Source organism: Lactiplantibacillus xiangfangensis, assembly GCF_001438845.1.
Classification (GTDB): domain Bacteria; phylum Bacillota; class Bacilli; order Lactobacillales; family Lactobacillaceae; genus Lactiplantibacillus; species Lactiplantibacillus xiangfangensis.
This window is the reverse complement of record NZ_JQCL01000021.1, coordinates 1-2,812: the sequence shown is the minus strand read 5'-3', so window position 1 is coordinate 2,812 and position 2,812 is coordinate 1. Positions and strand designations below refer to the sequence as shown.

The window sequence follows — 2,812 nt, the reverse complement described above, 5'->3', positions numbered from 1 at the left end:
CCTCGCAGGGAGCGATCCCCCAACTACTCTCGGCGCTAAGAAGCTTAACTTCTGTGTTCGACATGGGAACAGGTGTATCCTTCTCGCCATCGTCGCCACACTACTGAGAACTTGTGCCCTCAAAACTAGCTAATATCAAATATATCTCACATGAACCTGAACACCAATTACTTGGTTAAGTCCTCGACCGATTAGTATTAGTCCGCTTCATGCGTCACCGCACTGCCACTTCTAACCTATCTACCTGATCATCTTTCAGGGGTCTTACTTCCATAAAGGAATGGGAAATCTCATCTCGAGGTCTGTTTCACACTTAGATGCTTTCAGCGTTTATCAGATCCATACGTAGCTACCCAGCGATGCGCCTGGCGGCACAACTGGTACACCAGAGGTATGTCCATCCCGGTCCTCTCGTACTAAGGACAGATCCTCTCAAATTTCCTACGCCCGCGACGGATAGGGACCGAACTGTCTCACGACGTTCTGAACCCAGCTCGCGTACCGCTTTAATGGGCGAACAGCCCAACCCTTGGGACCGACTACAGCCCCAGGATGCGATGAGCCGACATCGAGGTGCCAAACCTCCCCGTCGATGTGGACTCTTGGGGGAGATAAGCCTGTTATCCCCAGGGTAGCTTTTATCCGTTGAGCGATGGCCCTTCCATACGGTACCACCGGATCACTAAGCCCGACTTTCGTCCCTGCTCGACCTGTCTGTCTCGCAGTCAAGCTCCCTTGTGCCTTTACACTCTGCGAATGATTTCCAACCATTCTGAGGGAACCTTTGGGCGCCTCCGTTACTTTTTAGGAGGCGACCGCCCCAGTCAAACTGCCCACCTGACACTGTCTCCCACCACGATTAGTGGTGCGGGTTAGAGTGGTCATACAGCGAGGGTAGTATCCCACCAACGCCTCCACCGAAACTAGCGTTCCGGTTTCTATGGCTCCTACCTATCCTGTACAAGCTGTACAAACACTCAATATCAAGCTACAGTAAAGCTCCATGGGGTCTTTCCGTCCTGTCGCGGGTAGTCCGCATCTTCACGGACAATATAATTTCACCGAGTCTCTCGTTGAGACAGTGCCCAGATCGTTACGCCTTTCGTGCGGGTCGGAACTTACCCGACAAGGAATTTCGCTACCTTAGGACCGTTATAGTTACGGCCGCCGTTTACTGGGGCTTCAATTCTGAGCTTCGCCGAAGCTAACCCATCCTTTTAACCTTCCAGCACCGGGCAGGCGTCAGCCCCTATACGTCATCTTACGATTTTGCAGAGACCTGTGTTTTTGATAAACAGTCGCCTGGGCCTATTCACTGCGGCTGATCTTGCGATCAGCACCCCTTCTCCCGAAGTTACGGGGTCATTTTGCCGAGTTCCTTAACGAGAGTTCACTCGCTCACCTTAGGATTCTCTCCTCGACTACCTGTGTTGGTTTGCGGTACGGGTAGTTAAATACTCACTAGAAGCTTTTCTCGGCAGTGTGACATCAGACGCTTCGCTACTAAATTTCGCTCCCCATCGCAACTTGTCCTTAAAGTGAAAAGCATTTGACTCTTCACAAGACTTGTTGTTTGGACATTCTAATCCAACAGAATGCACATCTTAGCCTACTGCGTCCCTCCATCGTTCAAACGCATTTAACTAGTACAGGAATCTCAACCTGTTATCCATCGTCTACGCCTCTCGGCCTCGACTTAGGTCCCGACTAACCCTGGGAGGACGAGCCTTCCCCAGGAAACCTTAGTCATTCGGTGGATAGGATTCTCACCTATCTTTCGCTACTCATACCGGCATTCTCACTTCTAAGCGCTCCACAAGTCCTTACGATCTTGCTTCACCGCCCTTAGAACGCTCTCCTATCACGCGACCTAATGGTCGCATCCACGGTTTCGGTAGTATGCTTAGCCCCGGTACATTTTCGGCGCAGGATCACTCGACTAGTGAGCTATTACGCACTCTTTAAATGGTGGCTGCTTCTGAGCCAACATCCTAGTTGTCTATGCAACTCCACATCCTTTTCCACTTAGCATACATTTAGGGACCTTAACTGGTGGTCTGGGCTGTTCCCCTTTCGACGGTGGATCTTATCACTCATCGTCTGACTCCCGGATATGAATCAATGGCATTCGGAGTTTATCTGAATTCAGTAACCCAAGACGGGCCCCTAGTCCAAATAGTGCTCTACCTCCATGATCCTTAATCCGAGGCTAGCCCTAAAGCTATTTCGGAGAGAACCAGCTATCTCCAAGTTCGTTTGGAATTTCACCGCTATCCACACCTCATCCCAGCAATTTTCAACTTACACGGGTTCGGTCCTCCAGTGCGTTTTACCGCACCTTCAACCTGGACATGGATAGGTCACCTGGTTTCGGGTCTACAACCTCGTACTAAAAACGCCCATTTCAGACTCGCTTTCGCTACGGCTCCGACTTTTAAGTCTTAACCTTGCACGGGATCATAACTCGCCGGTTCATTCTACAAAAGGCACGCCATCACGCATTAACGCGCTCTGACTTATTGTAGGCACATGGTTTCAGGAACTATTTCACTCCCCTTCCGGGGTGCTTTTCACCTTTCCCTCACGGTACTGGTTCACTATCGGTCACTAGGTAGTATTTAGCCTTGGGAGATGGTCCTCCCGGATTCCGACGGAATTTCACGTGTTCCGCCGTACTCAGGATACTGAACTGAGGGAGCTTGATTTAATCTACTGGGCTATCACCATCTATGGCGGATTTTCCCAAATCCTTCGACTATCAAACTCTTTGGTAACTCAAATGTTCAGTCCTACAACCCCAAAGTGCAAGCAC

At 50.3% G+C, this 2,812-nt stretch carries 2 rRNA genes; both read right to left on the bottom strand.

Annotation, left to right across the window (positions count from 1 at the left end):
• Positions 1–100: ribosomal RNA gene (gene rrf, locus IV64_RS02350) — 5S ribosomal RNA — on the bottom strand; the annotation flags it as partial.
• 71 nt (positions 101–171) lie between these two features.
• Positions 172–2,812, bottom strand: a 23S ribosomal RNA gene (locus IV64_RS02345); the annotation flags it as partial.